Source organism: Enterococcus sp. E5-162 (genome assembly GCF_035725965.1).
GTDB lineage: Bacteria > Bacillota > Bacilli > Lactobacillales > Enterococcaceae > Enterococcus_B > Enterococcus_B lactis.
On record NZ_JAPRFV010000006.1, the window covers coordinates 43,678 to 66,254 of the forward strand.

Sequence of the window (22,577 nt, forward strand, 5' to 3'; positions counted from 1 at the left end):
TACTTTTGGAACACTGTATATCAGAGGTTGTGACAAGTCGTTTGTCACAACCTTTTTTCAATACCTAAAATGAAGGACGATCAGCAGGGCACTACTCAAAAAAGGAATGAAAGGCAGCTTTTCCAACTTTTTTTTATGACAGATAAAGTAAACAGAAAAAAAGGATATTCCAAACAGGCTAGCCAGAAACAAGACCCGAAGCAACTCTTCCAGAGGCAAGCCCCCACTCCAAGAAAGCACCAACAGAGTATCGCCAGCACCGAGATAGGATTGACCATAGCGAAGGCATGCAGCGCCTACGATGAACGTTAACAGCACACTTTGCCATTGGAAAACGCCGGCCTGCAACCAAAAAATCCATAAGACAGCCCAGGAGAAGAATAGCGTGTGAGAATGGACCATGAAGTAAAACAAGTCCATCAACGAAAATAGCAAAGCCGAAAGCACCCAAATGAACGTCGAAAAATTTCTTGCGGAAGAAAAAGTAAAGAACCAGATAAAAAGACCACCACATAAGACTTCTGCCAACAAATAGTAGAAGGGCAACCGACACCGGCAATAGCGGCAGCGAAATCGTTGGACGATGATCGAAAGAATCGGAATCAATTCATACCAAGAAAGCGAACGACAGCATTTGACACAATGAGATCTAGGATAAATAATAGAGTGACCTAACGGAATCCGCTGGGCGGTTAAACATAAAAATGACCCAATACAGCAACCAATGATAAAATAAAGTAACACGCCATCTCCCCCTTTTCAAAACCAAGATACGCAAGCTTAAACTAAATTTTTGTACATACATAAAATTTGAGGTGAAAAAATGAACGTTTCAATCGGATTAGATATCGGAACCACACAAACCAAAGCAGTTGCTTTCACAGATGAAGCCCAAGAAGCAGCATCCGCTTATTTTCGCTACCCTTTGATCCAAGAAACACAAGGGATGGCAGAACAAGATCAGGAATTGATCTTTCAGGGCGTCTGCACCGTTATAAAAGAAGTAATTAAACAGTTGCCTTCAGACACGACCATTCAATTTGTCTCCTTCTCCTCTGCGATGCATAGCCTGATATTGTTGGATGAAGAGAAAACACCGTTATCTCGAATGATCACTTGGGCAGATAACCGAGCAGCGGACGAAGCAGAAAAACTGAAATATACCGTGCTTGGCAAAGAATTTTATCGGCAGACTGGGACACCGATTCATCCAATGACACCATTGAACAAAATCAAGTGGTTGCAAAACAGCCAACCTGAATTATTCAAAAAAACTGCTTATTTTGTCGGTATCAAAGACTATATTTTTTATAGATTGTTTGGAGAACTCATCAGCGACTACGGAACAGCTTCAGGAACTGGATACTTTGATATCCATGAATTCCAATGGGCAGAAGAAGTGCTTGACTACTTGGACATTCGGACAGAACAATTGCCGCAAGTGTTTCCTTCCACCTATCAAGTAACAGGTCTACCGTCAGAAACAGCAGCAGAACTAGGTTTGCCAAATGATATATCATTTGTTTTGGGAGGGGCAGACGGCCCGCTTTCTAATCTAGGGTTAGGCGCTTTTGGTGATACGATTGCCGCTTTGACCGTAGGAACGAGCGGAGCACTTCGTTTTATTACTACTCAGCCTCAGTTCCATCCAGAAATGGAGACGTTTTGTTATGTTCTGGATCAGAAACATTGGGTAGTAGGAGGAGCGACTAGCAATGGTGCTGGCATCTTTGATTGGGCAGGGCATACATTTTTACAGGAAGTCGTTCAATCTGCTAAAGAAAAAGGTGAAAATCCATATGATGCACTGCTTTCAGCTATTGCTTTTGTGCCAGCGGGTGCCAATGGTCTGATTTTTCATCCCTATTTGCTTGGCGAGCGAGCACCGCTTTGGGACGCAGATGCGTTTGGTAGTTTTATCGGCTTACAGCGGCAACATACAGAAAAAGAAATGATGAAGGCGATTCTAGAGGGGATCTGTCTCAATCTTTATCGGATTTTAAAAGGAGTTTGCCAAGAAAATCAGCTCACAGAGATCCGTGCTACAGGCGGGTTTGCTCAATCACCGATTTTTCGTCAGATGATGGCTGATGTACTGGGTTACCCGCTTGTTTTCCCTACTGTCACAGAAGCATCCGCATTAGGAGCTGTGATTTTAGGCTGGCGAAGCATCGGAAAGATTCAAAGTATCAGTGAAGCACAGGAATTGATAGAATTGAAAGAGCAAGTCGGAGTACAAGAAAACGATCATAAAAAATATCAGAAAATCTATCCATTATTTGTTTCGACACAAAAGCATTTAGCACAGACTTATCAGCAATTTGCTCAACTGCGAGAAGAATTAGCTGATTCTGAAAAATGATTGGCTTTACGGATAAAAAAGCGAAATGAAAATCGTTCTCAGGTAAATGATTTTGTTGTACTTTTCATTGAAAGTCTACTATTATTTTAAGTGTAAGAAAATGTTAGGAGGCAAGAAAGATGAAATTCCAACAAACCAAAGAAGTATTAAATCAATTAGTTGCAGATCTAAGCCAAATGTCTGTTGTTGTTCACCAAACACATTGGTACATGAGAGGACCAGGTTTCCTTACATTGCACCCAATGATGGATGAGTTCATGGACGATTTGAACGCTCAGTTAGATGAAGTATCCGAACGCTTGATCACATTAGACGGTTCACCTTATTCTACATTACGTGAATTTGCAGATAACACGAAAATCCCTGATGAAGTAGGACGTTGGGACCGCACGATTCCTGAACGTTTGGAAACACTTGTTGCAGGCTACCGTTATCTAGCAGATCTTTACCAAAAAGGAATCGAAGTTTCTGGAGAAGAAGGCGACGATCCAACACAAGATATCTTTATCGAATTCAAAACAGCCACAGAAAAACGTATCTGGATGATCCAAGCTCATTTGGGCAAAGCGCCAGAGATCGACGCGTAAGCGCGAAACTTATCCTTTTATATAGAAGAAACCGCGGAACAGCATCGTTTCGCGGTTTCTTCTATATTAGAAAACGACCCTTTTACATAAAAAGAAAGGAAAAAAGTAAAGTTTCATATAATTTTTTCAACCGGTCAGAAAAACGTTGACATTGACCAGATTAGAAGGTAATATGTTAAATGGTATTGTTTGCCCCACAAAGAGCCCCGGAAACTCGAAGTGTATGTCAAACATCAGAACTTAAATTGGAGGAAAATAACGTGCGTACAACATATATGGCCAAACCAGGCGAAGTAGAACGTAAATGGTATGTAGTAGACGCAACTGATGTTCCATTGGGACGTCTTTCAACAGTTGTTGCATCTGTACTACGTGGTAAAAATAAACCAACTTTCACACCTCATTTGGATACTGGCGATTTCGTCATCGTCATCAATGCAGACAAAGTGAAATTAACAGGTAAAAAAGCGACTGACAAAATTTATTACCGTCACAGCAACTACCCAGGAGGATTGAAATCAATCACTGCTGGCGAATTGCGTGCTAAAAATTCTCGTCGTTTGATCGAAACTTCTGTAAAAGGTATGCTTCCTAAAAACACTTTAGGCCGCAAACAATTTACAAAATTGAACGTATACGGTGGAGCAGAACATCCACATGCAGCACAACAACCAGAAGTTTTAGACATCACAAACTTAATCTAATAGGAGGGAATTTCATTGGCACAAGTTCAATATATCGGCACAGGCCGTCGTAAAAACGCAGTTGCTCGCGTACGTCTAGTACCAGGAACTGGCAAAATTACTGTAAATAAAAAAGATGTTGAAGAATACATTCCACATGCTGACTTGCGTGAAGTAATCAATCAACCTTTCGCTGTTACTGAAACAAAAGGCGCATATGACGTATTTGTTAACGTAAACGGCGGAGGATACGCTGGACAATCAGGAGCTATCCGTCATGGTATCGCTCGTGCATTGCTAGAAGTTGATCCTGACTTCCGTTTAGCGCTTAAACGTGCTGGCTTGCTTACACGTGACGCACGTATGGTCGAACGTAAAAAACCAGGTCTTAAAAAAGCTCGTAAAGCTTCACAGTTCTCAAAACGTTAATATTATTCGAGCAAAACACACCTTCTATTTGGAAGGTGTGTTTTTTTTTGTGTATTTTGAGCTATGATGGCGGGTACAATTCTTGGTCTATAACATCATCCAACAGTATTATTCATCAGCATCTCTCCTTTTCTAAAAAAGAAGATAGAGCAGTCAATCATCTTGTTCTTATTCCTAGTTCCTCTTATATGGGGTCTTAATATTAGTCATATTCACCAAGTAATCGACGCTAGTATTATAGTAATGTGCCAATTTTATGACTGTTTTCATAGGGATATCCAATTCACCATTCTCATATCGAGAATATGTTGATTGTGAAACATTTAGAAGTTTGGCGATTTGCTGTTGAGTTAAATCATTATCTTCTCTCAGGTCACGGATTCTTTGAAACATATGCTTCACCTCAACATCATTCTAATTTATGCGTTTATAGCATATTGACTTTTATGCTTTTTTCGCATATTATGAGATTAATTACGAGGATAAGGTTCTTTTTGATCTGTTAAGTTGAGCAAGTAATCAATGCTGGTAGAGTAAAAATCCGCTAGTTTGATCAGGGATTGTGTCGGGATATCTAATTTTCCGGACTCATAACGAGAATAAGTGGTTTGGCTGATATTCAATAGTTTCGCAAGTTGTTCCTGATTCAAGTCTTTATCTTCTCGTAAGTCTCGAATTCTATAATACATAAAATCACCTCTCTTTTATTTTAGAGGAGGAAATTTATGCTGTAATGTATTATGCAATAAACGCATAATTGCTTGTGCGTTTATATATTATTGGTTAGTTTGGTTTTTTAATTAAAGTACTTAAGATTTATCAACTTATATAGCAGATGAAGGGAGGTCATTTAGAGATAACTACTCAATATTAAATTGGGTAATTACTAGTCTTAGTTTCCATTTGTATATCAAATATTCCATTATTTCTAAGGAGGGGAAGAACAGAAATGAGAAAGAAAGACGAGTGTTGGCTAAAAAAGCGTGTATCAACTGATGTAGTTTCGACATATAGTTTCGAGCAGTCGGACCAATTGACGGATACGATCAAACGAGAGATGCAGACATTATTTCCAATGTGCCGCTATGTGGAGGAGACAAATGTAGAGTTATATTTCAAAAAGGCAACGGATGCGCTGCTTGGGGATGAAGGATTTGAAATCAGTCATGAGCACAATCAGACAGTCGTTTATGCGAATACAAGTAAAGGCTGGTTATATGGATTTTTTGAACTATATAAACAATTGGTTCGTTCAAATGCAATACCTACAAATGTACGATCGATTCCTGATCAATCTATTCGAATGCTGAATCACTGGGATAATTTTGACGGGACGATTGAACGAGGATATGCGGGGGAATCGATTTTCTTTTCAAACAATCAGTTTCGGAAAGATCATGAAACGTTGAGAGAATATGCACGTCTTTTGGCTTCCATCGGAATGAATGCGGTTTCTATTAACAATGTCAATGTTCGAAGGAAAGCCAAATGGTTGATTACTGAGCCATATTTAGGTGAGATAAAACAAATCGCAGACACTTTCGCAGCATACGGTATTCGTACGTTTCTAAGTATCAATTTTGGTGCGCCTATATCTGTTGGAGGTCTTGAAACGGCAGATCCGTTGGCTGAAGAAGTCATCACTTTTTGGCAAAGAACAGCAGATACAATCTATAGAATTATTCCAGAATTTGGCGGCTTCGTAGTAAAAGCAGACTCAGAAGGAGAACCAGGTCCCTTTTTATATGGTCGTGATCATAATGATGGTGCCAATATGCTGGCACGTGCGTTGCAATCATATGGCGGGCTAGTGATATGGCGCTGTTTTGTTTATGACTGTTCACAAGATTGGCGAGATCGTTCAATCGATCGAGCCAAAGCTGCGTATGATCATTTCCTGGAATTGGATGGCACTTTTGAAGAGAATGTCCTTTTACAGATTAAAAACGGGCCTATCGATTTTCAAGTGCGAGAACCGGTGAACCCGTTATTTGGCGCTTTGAAACAGACTAATCACATGTTAGAGTTCCAAGTGACACAAGAATATACTGGGCAACAAAAACATATTTGTTGTTTGCTACCTATGTGGAAAGCTGTGTTAGATTTCGATACGAAACGTCCGTTGGAACACTCGAAAGTAAAGGAGATTCTTTCTGAACAAAGTCCTAATCCTAAACATTCTGGGGTGGCTGCTGTTGTTAATGTAGGGATGGATGATAATTGGACAGGGCACAAATTAGCACAAGCCAATCTATTTGGTTATGGAAGACTGATTTGGAACAATGAGTTAAGCACAGAAGATATCATTACAGAATGGATCGAATTGACATTTGACCTTGATGATTCTGCACATCATTTATTGAAAGAGATCCTCGTCACTTCCTACCAAACCTATGAAAATTACACGGCACCATTAGGAATAGGATTCATGGTCCGCCCCAATCATCATTATGGACCGGATGTAGACGGATATGAATATGACCGATGGGGAACGTACCATTTTGCTGACAGAAACGGTATTGGTGTCAATCGAACAGCAAAAGATGGTACAGGGTATACAATGCAGTACGCTGATTATTGGTACGAAATCTACGAGAACTTGGCTACTTGCCCAGATGAACTTGTCTTATTCTTCCATCATCTGCCATACGAGCATATTCTGCAAAGTGGAAAGACAGTCATCCAACATATTTATGACACGCATTTTGAAGGCTATGAAAAAGTAAACTCGTATATTGCCGATTGGGCTTCTTTACGTGGTCAAATCGATGAGGTTAGTTATCGGAATGTAGCCGAAAGATTGCAGGAACAAGAACGCTCTGCGAGAGATTGGAAAGACCAGATCAATACGTACTTTTATCGTAAAAGCGGCATTCCCGATGCATATGGTCGCACCATTTATGCGTAGGAAGATAGGGCGAATGTGATCCTTCATTTTTTGATAGCGCTTTATAAAAAATGTGGAGCAAAGAATTGCTGATTTTGCCAGATGAAGAAACATTTCGCAGTATGTTTGGTTTTATCAGATATTCGACTAAAAACAGATTAGGGGGAAGATGGATGAAAAAATGGAAAAAACAAATATTAATACTAAGCTTTATGCTTTTGGCATCGCTAGTAACAGCGGGATGTAACGCAGGAAGAAAAAAGACAGAAACAGCTTCCAGTGATGAACGTGTAGAGATCAGTTTTAGCTGGTGGGGAAATGACGATCGTCATCAGGCAACACAAGAGATGATCGCTTATTTTGAAGAGGAATACCCAGAGATTGCGGTGAAAGGTGAACCTAGTGGATTTGGCGATTTGGATCAGGCATTCACTACGAGATATGCAGGAAATACTTTAGCGGATATAACCACACTTCTCTACAATTGGGTGCCGCAATTTGGTCAAAATGATGGTTTTTATGACCTTGATACGATTGATACATTGGATTTATCCACCTATGATCCTGATTTTTTGAAATTTGGACAGGTTGATGGAAAGCAAGTTGCCGTTCCTTATGGAGAAAATACCTTAGTCATGTATTTAAACAAATCTGAATATGAAAGACATGGGATCGATATTTCTACGTTGAAGACGTGGGATGATTATGTTGAAGCAGCAAAGAAATTACCAGAAGGATCCTATTGCGTCGTATCACCGACTTGGCGTTTTCCAGTGACAATCTGGTTACAACAGAAAACTGGCAAGTCTGAATTTGATGAAAAAGGGAATATGAATTGGACAGAACAGGATTATCTTGAAGCGATGACTTGGTATAAAGAGATGGCGGATGCAGGAGTGTTTGTTTCAAGACAGGATTATTTAGAAAATGTAGGATCAGAACCAGTTTCGTTAGCCACGAACAAAAAATGGATAGAAGGACAGTATGCAGGTGGAATTGACTGGAATGCAGGAATCGCTTCGAACTATGAAGCGTTAAAGGAGATTGGCGATGAAATGGTCATTGTTGATTATCCAATCGCAGAAGGTGGAACGGAAGTGAATTTAATGTCGAAACCTTCTCTATTGTTTGCCGTTCGAAAAAATGTCGAGCATCCGGAAGAGGTAGGAACATTTCTAAATGAATTTTTAAATGGCGAAGAGGCAAATAAAATACTGGGTCTTTCAAGAGGAATACCGGCTTCAAACAAAGCCATCGAAGCTTTATCTGAAAATGGTCAACTGGCTGGAGTGATGAAGGAGGGATTCGAATATGCTCAAAGCGCAACAAAAATCAATCAGACTCCTTTTTATGAGGATGGTACCTTGACGACTATTTACACGACAGAAATGGAAGCAGTTGAATTGGGGCGGACGGATTTAGAAACAGCTGCGCGAAATGTGTATACGAAAACAAAAGACCAAGCGGAGAAGCTTGCCAAAGATTATAAATTGCAATAGACAGATGTATCGGCACTTTGTGGGAGTATGAGTGATTCAATATACTCCTATGAAGTTCCGCTGTTGATGATGGAACAACTATAGACGTTTGGAGGGCTTTTATGAAAAAAGAAAGAATAGGACTGATCTATGTGACCCCGTGGCTAATTGGTTTCTTTTTACTAACTGTTTGGCCGATCTTATCCTCATTTTATTACTCACTGACAGATTACTCATTGGCTCGTGTTGGACAGACACCAGAATTTTTAGGCATTCAAAATTATTTGAATCTATTTAAAGATCAAACATTCCTTGATTCGATGCGGGCGACATTGATCTATACAGTGTTTACAGTGCCGTTTCAGCTTGCATTTGCTTTATTCGTTGCTTTTATCCTGAATTTCAAGTTGAAAGCCATCAATTTCTATCGAACGGCTTATTACATTCCCTCGATTTTAGGAGGAAATGTGGCGGTTGGTGTGCTTTGGCGGTCCATGTTTCAGCCAGAAGGTTTAGTGAATATCTTCCTTGGCTATTTTGGGATAGAGCCAATCAACTGGTTATCGACACCCATAGGAGCGATGATCGTATTGATTCTCTTAAAAGTTTGGCAATTTGGTTCATCTATGCTGATATTTTTAGCTGCATTGAAAGAAATCCCCCAAGATTTATATGAATCATCGAGTTTGGATGGCGCTTCTAAATGGACGCAATTTTTCACAATCACGATTCCCTTGATTACTCCTACGATTTTCTTCAACTTAGTGATGCAGCTAAACAACGCCTTTCAAGAGTTTAATGGCCCTTTTATCGTAACCGGTCGTGGACCACTCAATGCTACGTATCTATCATCGATGTTTATCTATGACAAAGCGTTCAAAGAATTTGATATGGGCTACGCAAGTGCGGCGAGTTGGGTGTTGTTTGCACTGATTGTTTGTTCAACGATCATCCTTTTTTCAAGCCAGAAAAGATGGGTGTATTATTCTGACGGAGGTGGGAAATAGATGGAGGCAACACCTGTAGTATCTAAAAAAAGGAACCACCATAAAAAGCAAGGACAATCGATTATTCGCTATTTTATTTTGACTGTTGTTGCACTGATCATGCTCTATCCAATTATTTGGATGATTGGTGCGTCATTTAAATCGAATAATGAAATCTTTACATCGATCGGCTTTATTCCTTCGACCATTGATTTCCAAGCGTATATTGATGGTTGGGACACAAAAGGAGATTATACTTTTACCTTATATTTTATCAATACTTTTAAATATGTTATTCCCAAAATCGTTTTTACTGTTGTTTCAGCAACTCTTACAGCGTACGGGTTTGCCCGATTTGATTTTCCGTTTAAAAAAGTGATGTTCTCACTTTTGATGGCAACGATGTTTTTACCGCAAGTCGTGACAAGAATCCCCTTGTATCTTTTTTGGAATCGGTTGGATTTGTTAGATACATATATTCCACTGCTGGCAAACTCCTTTTTAGGTCAAGAACCATTTTTTGTTTTTATGATGATTCAATTTCTGCGTTCGATTCCGCGAGATCTTGATGAAGCGGCAATTGTTGATGGCTGTACTTCATTTGGAGTTCTATGGAGAGTACTGCTTCCGGCATTGAAACCTGCATTGATTTCCTGTGTGATTTTTCAGTTTGTCTGGAGTTTCAGTGACTTTTTAGGACCGCTGATTTATATTACCTCCCAAGACAAATTCCCGGTGTCTCTTGCTTTACGGTTAAATGTCGATCCGTCCACTAATACACCATGGAACCAAGTGTTTGCGATGTCGGTTATCTCTTTGTTACCAGCGATCATCCTGTTTTTCAGTGCTCAAAAGTATTTTGTAGAAGGTGTCACTAGTTCTGGTATCAAAGGATAAGGTAGAGCAGATGAATAGTATTTTTCATTCTATTTCTGAGTGGACCGTTTCGACTGTTCATTATGTATATCGATTGCTGGTTTATCAGATGTATTTCATTCTTTCAAATAGCTTCTTTCTGATCGTCTTGTTTTTTATAAGATTCACACTGAATAACTTTCTTTTATTTCTAGGCCCATTCGTTTTATTCCTTGCGAGTCTTTCAGCTCAATTTCGACTATTTACTGATTCAAAGCATTTAATGGATCGAAAAGACTATTTCATGTATTATCGAGAAATTTTCAAGAATAACTGGATATTTTTTGTTTTGTGTTCACTTTTCATTTCTTTTATTCTCTTTGGTTTTCGTATACTGATACTTTACCGTCAATCTGTTATGTTGTTTCCGTTTGTTTTGACTAGCTGTTTTTTATTGAGCAGTATGCTTTTTGTTTTACTGATCTCAAGTGATTCGAGAGTTACCCAAATCCCTTTCAGGAAGAAAATGGAATGGTCTTTGTTGGTAAGTTATCGGCTCCCTTTAGTAACTGTCTATAACATTGCTTTTATTGGACTGACCATTTTCTTTATGCAACATTTTTCATTGGCGTATATTTGTTTTTTTAGTGGTGTGATTAATCATGGTATTTATCGTAACCTGACAAGACGTTTTTCGATTGATAAGTTTTATGAAGATTGGAATGGTTAAAAGAGAGGGTGAGACGTATGCAGAGTTTAGTATTGCTTCATTTATTTGCTTGCGGATACTATTTAATTGCATCCTTTCAAGGCACTTCCTATGTTGGAGGTGTCTTTTTTCTCCGCCAAATGGTATGAAATGGCGGAGAAAAGAGGTGGATGGCAGTGAAAGAATTCAATTATCAAAAGTTAGAAAAACTATCGATTACTTATGATTTATTAAATATGTTGACAAAGATTCATGAATACAAAGGGAAACAAGAGCTGTATATCACAACAAAACCAGAAATTTTGAACAAGTTGACAGATTTAGCTTTGATTCAAAGTACAGAGGCTTCGAATAAAATCGAAGGAATTGCGACTACGGACGGTCGATTAAAGCAACTCGTAGAAGAAAAAGTCAAACCGCGCAATCGAGATGAAGAAGAAATAGCAGGTTATCGTGATGTTTTGAAACTGATTCATGACAGTTACGAGTATATTCGCGTAGTGCCAAACGATATTTTAACGTTACACAAGAACCTCTACAATTACTCAGCTAAAAGTTACAAAGGAAAGTTCAAAAGTGGTGATAATGTCATTACAGAAAAAGATCTAGATGGTAACGAACGAGTTCGCTTTGTACCAGCTCCAGCTTATTTAACGCCCGATTTAATTGAAGAGTTGTGTTATCAGTACAATCAAGCAATTCAAAAGGATGAGATTGATCCATTAATTTTGATTCCCTGTTTTGTTTTAGATTTTCTATCAATCCATCCATTTAGTGTCGGAAATGGTCGTATGTCACGTTTGTTAACACTGTTACTGTTATATAAGTCAGGGTATTTGGTTGGTAAATATATTAGCATTGAAATGCTAGTTGAAAAATCGAAACAAACTTATTATGACGCTCTGCAAACAAGTTCTGTTGGCTGGCTAGAAAATGAACAAGATTATACGCCTTTCGTTCGCTATTTATTGGGTATTATTTTACGAACTTATGAAGAATTTTCAGAACGCTTCGAGATGATTATCAATCGTGAACTAACACCAGCAGAGCGGGTAGTAGAAGAACTAGAAAAGTCCTTTGAACCTCTAAGTAGGGCTGACCTAGAAAATTTGTTGCCGGATATTAGCCAGCGAACGATTGAACGAGCTTTGGCTGAATTACAAGCGGAGAGCAAGATTCAGAAAGTTGGGAAGGGGCGTTCAACTAAGTATCAACGATCAAATGATTTTAAATCGTAATACGATTCACTGCTTCTTACTAGAACTAGTGAAAACAGTGAAAATTTTCCAATCAATGCGTTCTGCGTTGATCCAGCTTCACAGTTAAAAATGAATTGGAAAAAAATTCCTTGTTAATAACCATTATGACAAGGAACTTTTCTGTAGAAAAATTAGCAAAGATATTCTTGTTTTAAAAATAAAGCGTGTTAGCAACTAGAGACCTTGATTTAACAGCATTAGTAATATTTTTCTATTTTTTTTTTGCTTTAGTAAATATATTGGATAGAGTCACAAATAATAAAATAGTAAGGTAAGGGTGTCAACTAATAGAAATAAAAAATATATGTATTTTTTGCCGAAGTCAATTTTCCGTCTTTACTATGATATGATTTGATTGAGATGTGGTGAGCTAGATAAGTTCTTTCAATAGGAGCTAAAAACAAGGAGTTTTGCCGATGACTAATATAGTATTGAAAAAAATCGTTTTGCTGTTGTCTATACTCTCAAGTCTTGCATTGGCTGTTGCCATTAGGAATGTGAATAGGGAAGAAGATTTCCAAAAAAAGGTAAACACGGCCGAGTATTTTACACCGTTCAGATTTCCAGAATTTATCGTAGATCCTCAGCAAGAAACTAGGGTTCTAGAAATACTTGAATCAGTCTCAGAAAAATTGAATGTAAACTATATGGCAAAAGTTTCATTCTATGGTGTGAGAGACCATACCTTTTCTGAAACAGGAGAAATCTCTTTTGATCGTTTAGGTGAAACACATACATTTTTTCTTTCCAAGCAAACAGAAACACATCTTTTGAACAATTTTTACATAGAGCCTCAAATAATCAGTGAAAAAAATTATTTTGCATCTGACTTAGAGAAATATCCAGATGCGGAATATTTAGAAAATAAACAACTGAAAAACGAAGATTTTTTTATACTACCGATACAAATGGCTGAGGCGCTAAATCCAGCTGATTTTTTTGTGGAAACGAAAGATCAAAAAACTCTAGATAGGTTCCTATCAAAATTATCTGATGAATACAATCTCTCCTTTGAGACAGCGTACGAACCCACATCTTTTCAATATGAGAATGACATAGAAACATTTGCACCATCTCGAACATTAGAAGCATCTACTTTTGTGATATTTACTCTTTTCTATAGCCTTTCCTTGATTTTATGGATACTAGAGAACAATAGACACATTGCGATCTATCGTTTAAATGGTTTAACTAGTAGAAAAATTTTAAAAAGATTATTATTAAAAGAATTAGTGATTCTTTTTCTCTTGAATCTATTGGTAGCTTTCTTCTTTGTCCTACATTCAGTGAATCATTTGTTTGTGCTAGTGCAACTGTTCTTGCTTATTTTTAGTCTAATCATTTCTTTTTTTGTGATTGATTTACTAGGCAATCTTTCATTGAATAAGCAACTAAATCGCCAAACTTTTGGTAAAGGATTCTTTTATACTATCTATTCTGTCAAAATGTTGATTTTATTTTTTAGCGTGGTACAACTTGTTCCGTTAACTGAATATGCTCGCACATTCCTTACACCAGAAGCAGTACCTGAAGAAATAAAAAATCATGCCGTTTTCTATCCAAGACTTGGCGGCAATGAAGCGACTTTGACAGATCTTTCTCAAGATATGAGAGGATTAGATAAAACAAAGTTGCTTTCGCAACTGTTGGATGATGGAGCAATCGAGGTTGATACAAGTGCTTATTTTGAAGAAGAGAATCCTTTGATCCATCAATCTATTTATGTAAATAAAAACTATTTAGACAAGTATCCGCTCATCAGCATAACAAATCAGCCTATCCAAATTGATAAAAATGAGGATCGAGAAATCATATTAATCCCAGAACGAATGATGCCCGATTTTGTTCAACTTCGTTCTTGGTTTTTGAATGAAATGAATCCTGATAGACGAACAAAAAAAGAAGAGGATGTTTTGTTTTATACCATCCAAGATGAACAAGAAATCTTTGCCTTTGACCAAGAACAGGCAATCATCATCAATCAGCCGAATATCATCCATGTATTCACTTTGAACAATCTACCCATTTCTCATAGAAATATTCTGACAGGAAATAGTTTTGCTGAACCATTAAAAATTCCATTGATTGGGACTGCACAAGAAACCTATGATAGATATCTTCCGTTATTGAAGGAAGCAGGATTGGAAGACAACTTTCCTTTTTTGATCCCAATGGAACAGTTAAGGAAAACAGAATTGCAGTTGATTTATTTGTGGGACATAAGACAAAGGATAACTGATTTATCGATTACTATTTTATTGGTTATTGTTTTGATTACCTATTCCACACTGAGCTATTTCCGCCTTTATCGGCAAAAATTTGTTGTTTGGCGGTTAAATGGTGTTTCTTTTTTCAAAACTTATAGAAGAATTTTTCTGTTGTTTGGCTTACAATATCTTTTGTTTTTTATCTATGTAGCTGTCCATTCATTTAGGATAACGGATGTTTTTATTTTTTCGTTATACATACTAATCGAATGTATTGTGCTGTTGTCTACATTTTTTTTAATCGAGAAAAAACAGAACAGATTATGTGAAAGTAAATGATTTTTTACGAATCGGCATCCAACTTCGTCATCAGACTTCTGTCCAAGTAAAAGATCTGTCGCAACGCATCTATTACAAGGAAATCTTACTGGACAAAGAGTCAAGGGAGGTAAATGTGAATGGGGTGGCTGTCCATTTGACAGGAAGAGAATTCGATCTGCTGAAGCTTTTTTTAGAACATCCGAAAAAAGTATTTTCGCGAGCAAACCTTTATGAAACAGTTTGGCAAGAACCATATTTTGATAGTGAGAAAACAGTGAATATGCATATTTCCAATCTTCGAGGGAAACTAGCAAAGGCATATGCTGTGTATATTCATACGGTGTGGGGAGTGGGGTTTAGATTTGATTAAGTGGCTATTGCTTCTCGTTGTTATCTTTATGGGAAGTTTTATTTTCTTCCTGCAAAGGGAAATCAAGCGATTGACTAAGAAAATCGCTACTCTTTCTGAACGACAAGAATATGGTGGTCGTCTTTCAGTCAAATTTCGAGAAAAGAATCTAATGGACCTAGTAGATGCACTGAATACATGGGTGGATGAAAATGAACAAAAAGGACAAGTATTTCAAGAAATGGAAGAAAACATCAGACTATCGATCGTCGGCCTTTCTCATGATCTCAGAACTCCTTTGACTGCTATTAACGGTTATGTACAATCACTGGAACAGGTAGAGGATACGGAGAAACGGGAGAAGTATTTAACGATCATCAAACAATCTGTTGCAAGATTACTCAGTATGACGGATCAGTTTTATGATCTTGCTCGAATAGAGACGAAGCAAAAAGAAATGGACCTCCATACGCTTTCTTTTTCTAAAGAGGTGGAAGAAGTATTTTTCTCTTTTTATGAACAATTTTCTGTAAAAAATATCGAGGTAGCGTTCGCTGAACACTCGATAAATACAACGGTATTAGCAGATCCGCTCATGTTGTTGCGAGTGCTGCAAAATATCATACAGAATTTATTGCGTTATGCAGATGGACAAGCAAAGGTGACATTTTCAAAAGAGGATCCATTCATTCGATTAACAGTGGCCAATCCTATCAAAGCAGGAGCGCAAACCTCTGTTGAAAAAGTCTTCCAGCGTTTTTATACAGAAAATACCAGCCGCACAAATACGGAATCTAGCGGAATCGGGCTTTACCTGTCAAAAAGATTGGTGGAAGGAATGGGAGGAGAAATGGCCACTAAATTAGACGGGGGCATCTTCTCCATCTCCGTCAAGTTGCGGAGGGTTTAATTGGCTCTAATTTACCTGAAGTGAATGACAAAAAAATTGTATCTCGTTTTAAAGACATCTTCTTTTTTGGAAGGTGTTTTTATTTTGGTGTGATTGATACGAATTAGGTAACGAAGACAGTTATTTTTGTACCCCCTTTTCAAATAGCGCAACAGTGCTATACTAAAGCTAACAAATAAAGGAACGGAGAGGGATATGAATCAAAGAGAATTTATCGTTTTAATTATTATTGCAGCTGTTATTTTATTAGTTGCTTTAGACATTTTTTCACGTTTGAAATTAAAGGAAACAGTTCGTAGCAAATGGGGGAAAAATTCCTTATCAACCGAGATTTGATAAAGAAGAAAGCTTGAAGGAAGCATGGCTCACGGAGAAGAAGTTCCGTTCATGGGATAGCGAAATCGATGATCTTACTTGGTATGACCTGGATATGTTCGAAGTATTCGAAGGAATCAACAGTACCTATTCTAGTGTAGGTTCAGAAGCGTTGTATCAACGTTTACGCAGCTTTGATTTTGGTGAAGATCAGCAGTTAGAAAAACTGATTGCTTTTTATCAGGAAAATCCTCAACTGAGGGAAAAAATCCAATATCAATTCGCTCGTTTAGGAAAAAAAGATCATAATTTTGCAAAACAATATCTAGCGGATGGAAAAAGTAAAAAGATTGGACGCGTAGGTTTATTTATTTTTCTTGGCTTGCTTCCGCTGGTGGGTGTAGGTTTGCTTCTTTTAGGTCAAGTACTAGGAATCTATTTGGCAATCGGTGGGTTAGTATTCAATACGGTCTATTATCTAGTGAAGAAACAGACACTAGAAACAGAGCTGAATAGCATGAGTTATTTGGTTTCAACGATTTCAGCCGCCAATCAGTTAGCAAAACTGCCGACACCACTTCAAGAAGAGCTGAAACAGCAAACTAAACCATTAAGAGACATCCCTAAATTAGGTTTTTCATTTCGTATGAAGAGCGGGAGTGAAGCAGAGTTGATTTTTGAATATGTCAACATCATGTTCATGCTGCCATTTATCTCCTATCATTTCGTTCTCACTAAATTAGAAAAGCATTCAACTGAAGCCATCAAGCTGTGGGAATTGCTGGGAGAACTGGAAGTAGCCGCCGCAGTATTGAATTACCGTACTTATATGCCCATCACTTGCCGTCCGGAATTTACTGAGGGCGGTGTGACAGTGAAAGATATCTATCATCCATTGTTAAAAGAAGCGGTAGTGAATCCAGTCAACTGGCAGAAGAATACATTAGTCACGGGTTCCAATGCATCAGGAAAATCTACGTATGTCAAAAGTATAGCTATCAGCTGTATTCTAGCACAGACGATTCAAACAGCGATTGCAGAACAGTTTACCCTGCAACCTGGACATGTGTTGACTTCCATGGCAATCGAAGATGATTTATTTGAAGGCGACAGTTATTTTGTTTCAGAAATCAAATCGATCAAACGTTTGTTGGACCAAGTGGCTTCCAAAGAACGCTGCTACTGCTTCGTAGATGAGATTTTAAAAGGGACAAATACGATTGAACGGATTGCTTCTTCCGCTTCAGTCGTTCGGTGGCTTGCGGAGTATCCATCTTTAGCATTTGTCGCCACACATGATATCGAATTGACAGAGATTTTAAAGAATTATTGTGAGAATGTCCACTTTGAAGAACAAGTAACAGAAGGAAAAGGAATCAGTTTTGATTTCAAATTAAAAGAAGGACCTTCAAGGACCCGAAATGCGATTGCTTTGCTGAAAGTTTTGGATTACCCAGAGACTTTAGTAGAAACCGCAAAAACGGAAGCCGCGTCATTTGATGAAAAGCGGCAGTGGCATGTATTGGGATAGGCGAAGTGATCGAAAGTATTTATTGGATCAAAAATCATGGATTTTGCTTCTGCCGTTTATACGTGTTTAGAGCGTGAGACAAAAGTGTTCTTTACTTTTGTCTCACGCTCCTTTTGTTGCATATATGAATAGTAATCCTTTATCTTCGATTTGTTTTTTCTGAAAAGGTTGTCTGACTTCGTCCGATTGATGTCTTTTATTAGGAGATTTTCCTGAGCCCAGCAACCTGATTTTTCTCTGGAACCAAGTTGTTTTTTCATCTGCTGTATTCCATGATACAATAAAGAATCATGTCTATAAGGAGATAGGAAATAAATGGCAAATGCGCTTGAAATAAATAATTTGAAAAAGGTTTATGGAAGTGGGGTCGAAGCATTGCGAGGAATCGATCTTTCCGTGAAAGAAGGAGATTTCTATGCGCTATTAGGACCAAATGGAGCTGGAAAGTCTACAACGATCGGAATCATTACTTCTTTAGTCAATAAAACATCTGGAAAAGTGAAGGTCTTCGGTTATGATCTGGATACGGATCTAGTCCGAGCAAAGCAACAGATTGGATTAGTCCCGCAAGAGTTCAATTTCAATCCCTTTGAAACGGTCCAGCAAATCGTCGTGAATCAAGCAGGTTACTACGGTGTCTCTCGCAAAGAAGCGATGAAACGCAGCGAAAAATATTTGAAGCAGTCCAATCTCTGGGAAAAGAGAAATGTCCGTGCACGTATGCTTTCCGGGGGAATGAAGCGAAGACTGATGATTGCTAGGGCATTGATGCATGAACCACGTTTGCTGATCTTGGATGAACCAACAGCAGGAGTCGATATTGAATTGAGACGCGAGATGTGGGAGTTTCTACGAGAATTGAACGAAAATGGTACAACGATCATTTTGACGACGCATTATTTAGAAGAAGCTGAAATGCTTTGTCGTAACATCGGGATCATCCAATCAGGTGAACTAATCGAGAATACTAGTATGAAAGAGCTTCTATCCAAACTTCAATTTGAAACATTTATCTTTGATTTAGCGCCATATGAGACCAAACCTGTGATTGAAGGATACGCTTGTACATTTGAAGATGAACAGACAATCGCTGTCGAAGTTGAACGAAATCAAGGGGTGAACGGAATCTTCGATCAGCTGACAAGACAAGGAATCAAAGTTCTTTCTATGAGGAATAAGTCGAATCGTTTAGAAGAACTGTTCTTGAAAATCACAGAAGAAAATGATCATACGGAGGAGAAAAATGTTTAATCTTTATTTTACTGCATTAAAAAGTTTAGCTATCAAGGAAACGAACCGCTATTTGCGTATATGGGTCCAAACACTGGTTCCACCAGTGATCACGACATCCTTGTATTTTGTTATTTTCGGAAAAATGATCGGTGGTCGGATCGGTGACATGGGTGGTTTTTCATATATGGAATTCATCGTGCCTGGTTTGATTATGATGTCTGCTATCACTAGTTCGTATGCCAACGTTTCTTCGTCCTTCTTCTCTCAAAAATTCCAGAAAAATATCGAAGAAATCTTGGTAGCACCTGTTCCTACACATGTGATTATTTGGGGCTTTGTGATTGGCGGAGTGGGTCGCAGTATTCTCGTCGGCTCTCTCGTAACGATCATTTCCTTGTTCTTTGTACCACTTCATGTGTATTCATGGTTCATGGTCATCATTACATTATTGATGACGGCAATCTTGTTTTCGTTAGCAGGACTGCTCAACGGGATTTTTGCTCAGTCTTATGATGATGTATCAATCGTGCCTACATTTGTCTTGCAGCCGTTAACTTATCTAGGTGGCGTTTTCTATGCCATCTCTATGTTGCCGCCATTTTGGCAAGCTGTATCGAAAGTCAATCCGATCGTTTATATGATCTCCGGTTTCCGTTACGGATTCCTTGGAACGATCGATGTGCCAGTAGCAACATCGATGATCGTACTTGTGTTATTCATCGTTGTTTTGTACGCTGTTACTTGGTATTTGATCAATAAAGGAAGAGGATTGAGAAGTTAGAAAGAGGTTGTGAAATCAGCGTTTTGATCTGAGTATTAGAGAAATAAACGGGAAAATAGCTCCTCATATTTTGTCGTTTGTTGAGCGAATACCGAGGAGTTGGCAGGAGAACACCATTTATTCCGGAAAATGGACTGTGATAAGATTTTTGTCACAGTCTTTTTTGTTCAATCAGAAACATCTTTTAAGCTGTTCACTTTGCTTCTTTTTTTGTTTCCTAGTATAATGACAATGTTTTTGAGAAAGATTGCGACTTCACTGCTTGATAGAATGGAGAGTAACAAATAAATGACTACTAATTTTTGGAAAGAGCTGCCAAAGCCTTTTTTTGTTTTAGCACCAATGGAAGATGTAACAGATGTTGTATTTCGCCATGTCGTAAAGCATGCAGCAGCACCAGATGTCTTCTTTACTGAGTTTACAAACTCAGACAGTTTCTGTCATCCAGATGGAAAAGACAGTGTACGAGGAAGATTGACCTTTACAGAAGATGAACAGCCGATGGTTGCCCATATTTGGGGAGACAAGCCAGAATTTTTCCGAGAAATGAGCATTGCTATGGCAGAAATGGGCTTCCAAGGAATCGATATCAACATGGGCTGCCCAGTTCCTAATGTAGCAGAACGTGGAAAAGGCAGTGGCTTGATCCTTCGTCCAGAAGTAGCGGCACAATTGATTGAAGCGGGTAAAACTGGTGGTTTGCCTGTCAGCGTCAAGACGCGTATCGGCTATACGGAAATGTCTGAGATGGAAGAATGGATCAGTCACCTGCTTCATCAAGATATAGCCAATCTTTCTGTCCATTTGCGTACGCGTAAAGAGATGAGTAAAGTAGATGCACATTGGGAAGTCATTCCTAAAATCATTGCTTTACGTGACCAAATCGCTCCGCAAACACTAATCACGATCAATGGAGATATCCCCGATCGCCGGACAGGAGAAGAATTGGCTGAAAAATATGGCGTAGATGGCATCATGATTGGCCGGGGGATTTTCAAGAATCCTTATGCATTTGAAAAAGAACCGAGGGAACATACAGAAAAAGAACTGATTGGCCTACTTCGTCTGCAACTAGATCTGCAAGATCATTATTCAGAAATCATCCCGCGTTCGATCACAGGACTGCATCGTTTCTTTAAAATCTATATCAAAGGATTTCCTGGAGCAAATGACTTGCGTGTTCAGTTGATGAATACGAAATCTACCGATGAAGTACGAGAGATCTTAGACACCTTTGAAAAAGAACATCCAACACTTTTCAGTGAACGATGATTTCTTGCTTGAACACCGCGAATCAGAGGTTGTGAGCCTGCCGTTTAACTCTGAGTTACAAGGAGCAATTTCAAAAAATAGCTCCTCATATTTTATGAATATTGTAACTTGTGACCGAAGAGTTGGTAGGAGAACACCGTTTATAAGAGGTTGTGACAAAAGTCTTGTCGCAACCTCTTTTTTAACCAAAAAAGTGCAAATAGTTTACTTTAAGTAAGAGAATAATTATGATGGATAAAAAAGGTGGAACAAATAACATACTATATATATTGAAATGAACACTGTATGGATGCTCCAACTTGATGAAGCTAAGGAGGAATTCGTATGTCAGAAAAGGAATTAATGAAGGTAGTCGGTTTTTATGAAGGGTTGCCGATCGATGATCCCAAAAGCTTTATGGATGAAAAAGAACAGGTACCTGTACCCAGTCCACAGGATCTTCTGGTAAAAGTCAACGCAGTATCTGTCAATCCTGTCGATACGAAACTTCGCCAAGATAATGGGATAAGAAATGCTTTGCGTATCTTAGGGTTTGATGGGGTCGGGAAAGTCGTTGCTGTAGGCGATGAAGTGCAAAAATTTTCTGTCGGGGATCGCGTGTTTTATGCAGGTACAACAACAAGAGCAGGAAGCAATCAAGAATACCAACTGGTTGACGAACGTATTGCCGCTCTTGCACCGAAAAATCTGTCAGATGAAGAAGCCGCAGCGTTGCCATTGACTTCATTGACCGCTTATGAATTGTTATTTGAAAAATTTGGTCTGATTCCAGAAGAAAATGCCAACCGCGGGAAAAAAATCTTAGTGATCAACGGAGCTGGGGGCGTCGGTTCGATTTTGAATCAACTAGCGCATTGGGCTGGTCTAGAAGTCTATGCGACTGCAAGTCCGAAGAATTTTGAATGGCTGAAAAAAACAGGTGTAGACTATCCAATTGATTATCATCAAGACTTAAGTAAAAGTTTTCGTGAATTAGGAATCGATCAAGTAGAGTATGTCGCTGTATTATTTGATATTACCCGCTACTTTGATCAGATCAAGCACCTTGTCCGACCATTTGGACATGTGGGAACGATCGTAGGAATCAAAGAGCCGTTAGACATAGGTGTTTGGAAAAACCAATCTATCAGTTTCGACTGGGAGTACATGTTCGCTAAAACAGACTATAACTATGAAATCGAAACGCAAGGAGAAGCTTTAGCGCACATTGCTGCTTTAGCAAACGAAGGGATTATCCGTAGTACATTGAGCAAGGTCTATTCAGATGGGATCAATGCGAAGAACTTGAAACAAGCAACCAAAGACGTAGAAACAGGACATATGTTAGGAAAAGTCGTTGTTAGTGGTCCGTTCAACGGATAAGTAGGAATACGCCGATTTTCTTCTTATCATAAATAAAAACAAGAGCTCATGACAGTAATTT

The 22,577-nt window shown here is 38.5% G+C and carries 19 protein-coding genes and 2 pseudogenes; 18 read left to right on the top strand and 3 right to left on the bottom strand.

The genetic code is table 11. From position 1 onward, the window contains the following. Nucleotides 1-57: 57 nt before the first annotated feature. Nucleotides 58-744 (bottom strand): prepilin peptidase, encoded by a 687-nt coding sequence (locus OZZ83_RS07465; RefSeq protein WP_104869389.1) that lies wholly within the window; start codon nt 742-744, stop codon nt 58-60. 79 nt (nt 745-823) lie between these two features. Here OZZ83_RS07465 and OZZ83_RS07470 point away from each other — a divergent pair, with 79 nt between their 5' ends. The 4 genes from OZZ83_RS07470 to rpsI all read left to right on the top strand — a co-directional run bounded on the left by OZZ83_RS07470 (nt 824) and on the right by rpsI (nt 4,061). After that, nucleotides 824-2,362, top strand: a complete 1,539-nt coding sequence (locus OZZ83_RS07470; protein ID WP_002345621.1) for a gluconokinase — start codon at nt 824-826, stop codon at nt 2,360-2,362. A gap of 119 nt (nt 2,363-2,481) precedes the next feature. Then, nucleotides 2,482-2,949 (top strand): Dps family protein, encoded by a 468-nt coding sequence (locus OZZ83_RS07475; protein WP_002310545.1) that lies wholly within the window; start codon nt 2,482-2,484, stop codon nt 2,947-2,949. Between the two features lie 275 nt (nt 2,950-3,224). Then, nucleotides 3,225-3,653, top strand: coding sequence for a 50S ribosomal protein L13 (gene rplM, locus OZZ83_RS07480; RefSeq protein ID WP_002323724.1), 429 nt, complete (start codon nt 3,225-3,227; stop codon nt 3,651-3,653). A 15-nt stretch (nt 3,654-3,668) separates the two neighbouring features. After that, nucleotides 3,669-4,061, top strand: coding sequence for a 30S ribosomal protein S9 (rpsI, locus tag OZZ83_RS07485; RefSeq protein ID WP_002287505.1), 393 nt, complete (start codon nt 3,669-3,671; stop codon nt 4,059-4,061). Between the two features lie 174 nt (nt 4,062-4,235). Here the strand turns inward: rpsI and OZZ83_RS07490 are convergent, their stop codons facing one another. After that, complete coding sequence (locus OZZ83_RS07490; protein ID WP_002310544.1) at nt 4,236-4,454, bottom strand: helix-turn-helix domain-containing protein; 219 nt, start codon at nt 4,452-4,454, stop codon at nt 4,236-4,238. A gap of 77 nt (nt 4,455-4,531) precedes the next feature. Then, nucleotides 4,532-4,750, bottom strand: coding sequence for a helix-turn-helix domain-containing protein (locus OZZ83_RS07495; protein ID WP_002310542.1), 219 nt, complete (start codon nt 4,748-4,750; stop codon nt 4,532-4,534). 260 nt (nt 4,751-5,010) lie between these two features. Between OZZ83_RS07495 and OZZ83_RS07500 the strand changes: the two genes are divergently transcribed. From OZZ83_RS07500 to OZZ83_RS07565, 14 genes and pseudogenes are all read left to right on the top strand, one after another. Continuing rightward, nucleotides 5,011-6,969, top strand: a complete 1,959-nt coding sequence (locus OZZ83_RS07500) for an alpha-glucuronidase (RefSeq protein ID WP_278023565.1) — start codon at nt 5,011-5,013, stop codon at nt 6,967-6,969. A gap of 152 nt (nt 6,970-7,121) precedes the next feature. Next, entirely contained in the window at nt 7,122-8,447 is a 1,326-nt protein-coding gene (locus OZZ83_RS07505) for an ABC transporter substrate-binding protein (protein WP_278023566.1), read from the top strand. 101 nt (nt 8,448-8,548) lie between these two features. Continuing rightward, on the top strand, nt 8,549-9,433 hold the full coding sequence (locus OZZ83_RS07510; RefSeq protein ID WP_002344807.1) for a carbohydrate ABC transporter permease: 885 nt from the start codon (nt 8,549-8,551) through the stop codon (nt 9,431-9,433). Further along, the gene (locus tag OZZ83_RS07515; RefSeq protein ID WP_002335266.1) at nt 9,434-10,309 is read left to right on the top strand and encodes a carbohydrate ABC transporter permease; all 876 of its coding nucleotides are present in this window, start codon (nt 9,434-9,436) and stop codon (nt 10,307-10,309) included. 484 nt (nt 10,310-10,793) lie between these two features. Beyond that, complete coding sequence (locus tag OZZ83_RS07520; RefSeq protein ID WP_025479421.1) at nt 10,794-10,997, top strand: hypothetical protein; 204 nt, start codon at nt 10,794-10,796, stop codon at nt 10,995-10,997. Between the two features lie 149 nt (nt 10,998-11,146). Beyond that, nucleotides 11,147-12,214, top strand: a complete 1,068-nt coding sequence (locus OZZ83_RS07525; protein WP_278023568.1) for a Fic family protein — start codon at nt 11,147-11,149, stop codon at nt 12,212-12,214. A gap of 437 nt (nt 12,215-12,651) precedes the next feature. Then, on the top strand, nt 12,652-14,781 hold the full coding sequence (locus tag OZZ83_RS07530) for a DUF1430 domain-containing protein (RefSeq protein WP_104869393.1): 2,130 nt from the start codon (nt 12,652-12,654) through the stop codon (nt 14,779-14,781). A gap of 4 nt (nt 14,782-14,785) precedes the next feature. Further along, a pseudogene (locus OZZ83_RS07535) lies at nt 14,786-15,133 on the top strand (winged helix-turn-helix domain-containing protein); the annotation flags it as partial. Beyond that, the gene (locus tag OZZ83_RS07540; protein WP_104841774.1) at nt 15,126-16,022 is read left to right on the top strand and encodes a sensor histidine kinase; all 897 of its coding nucleotides are present in this window, start codon (nt 15,126-15,128) and stop codon (nt 16,020-16,022) included. The pseudogene OZZ83_RS07535 and the gene OZZ83_RS07540, both read left to right, overlap by 8 nt. 195 nt (nt 16,023-16,217) lie before the next feature. After that, a pseudogene (locus OZZ83_RS07545) lies at nt 16,218-17,868 on the top strand (MutS-related protein). 315 nt (nt 17,869-18,183) lie between these two features. Beyond that, nucleotides 18,184-19,119, top strand: a complete 936-nt coding sequence (locus tag OZZ83_RS07550; protein WP_002310523.1) for an ABC transporter ATP-binding protein — start codon at nt 18,184-18,186, stop codon at nt 19,117-19,119. After that, nucleotides 19,112-19,882 (top strand): ABC transporter permease, encoded by a 771-nt coding sequence (locus OZZ83_RS07555; RefSeq protein ID WP_002287492.1) that lies wholly within the window; start codon nt 19,112-19,114, stop codon nt 19,880-19,882. The genes OZZ83_RS07550 and OZZ83_RS07555 overlap by 8 nt, the downstream gene beginning before the upstream one ends. A gap of 288 nt (nt 19,883-20,170) precedes the next feature. Continuing rightward, complete coding sequence (locus OZZ83_RS07560) at nt 20,171-21,154, top strand: tRNA dihydrouridine synthase (protein ID WP_278023570.1); 984 nt, start codon at nt 20,171-20,173, stop codon at nt 21,152-21,154. Nucleotides 21,155-21,478: 324 nt separating this feature from the next. Next, nucleotides 21,479-22,516 (top strand): zinc-binding alcohol dehydrogenase family protein, encoded by a 1,038-nt coding sequence (locus OZZ83_RS07565; protein ID WP_002316877.1) that lies wholly within the window; start codon nt 21,479-21,481, stop codon nt 22,514-22,516. The last annotated feature ends 61 nt before the right edge of the window (nt 22,517-22,577 follow it).